Here is a 611-nt window from a genome sequence, read left to right as displayed (position 1 = left end):
GCCTTCGACCTGCTCTCCTCGTTCACGGTGCTCTCGCTGGCGCAGGAGGTCGCCGCCGAGCGCGTCTCGGGCGCAACGGGACACGACGATCCGCGGGTCTCGGCGCGCGCCCGGAACCTGGTGCTCACCGAGGACTTCGCAGTCCGGCAGCGCCTCACCAAATACCTACGCGGTCGGCTCGAGGCCTACGACGACACCGAACTCGCGGCGCTGATCGCCACCAAACGACTCGGCGACTACACCACGTCGCTGGAGGAACGGAACGTGCTGAGCATGGACGCACCCGCCACGTACGGCTGGATCCTGCACCACCGGGCCCGCAACGCCGCGGTGCTCGACGGCGCGACGGTCAACGCCATGCTGGTCGACGGCGCGATGCCCGACCTGGTGCGGTTCGCGAAGGAGACGCTGGCATGAGCACTCCCACCTACGCTCTGCCCGAGGCGGATACGTCCGCCCTCATCGACGTCTTCACAGGAGACCAGCGAGCGTGGCTCTCGGGCTTCCTCGCCGGCCTGGCCGCGGCGCAGGCCGATGCGGCCGAGACCGCGAACGCGGCGACCCTGCACGCCACCGTGCTCTACGGCACCCAGACCGGCAACAGCGAGGAC

2 protein-coding genes are annotated in these 611 nt (G+C 70.0%); both read left to right on the top strand.

Annotated features, from left to right (window positions below):
* On the top strand, nucleotides 1-417 hold a 417-nt coding region (locus FK268_RS24490; protein WP_158636216.1), incomplete at its 5' end, for a hypothetical protein.
* A partial coding sequence (locus tag FK268_RS23365) for a hypothetical protein (RefSeq protein WP_205124537.1) occupies nucleotides 414-611 on the top strand: 198 nt, incomplete at its 3' end. The genes FK268_RS24490 and FK268_RS23365, both read left to right, overlap by 4 nt.

The organism is Tsukamurella sputi, from assembly GCF_007858445.1.
Classification (GTDB): Bacteria; Actinomycetota; Actinomycetes; order Mycobacteriales; family Mycobacteriaceae; genus Tsukamurella; species Tsukamurella sputi.
The sequence above is the reverse complement of the archived record's forward strand: the minus strand, read 5'-3'. Positions and strand labels throughout refer to the sequence as shown.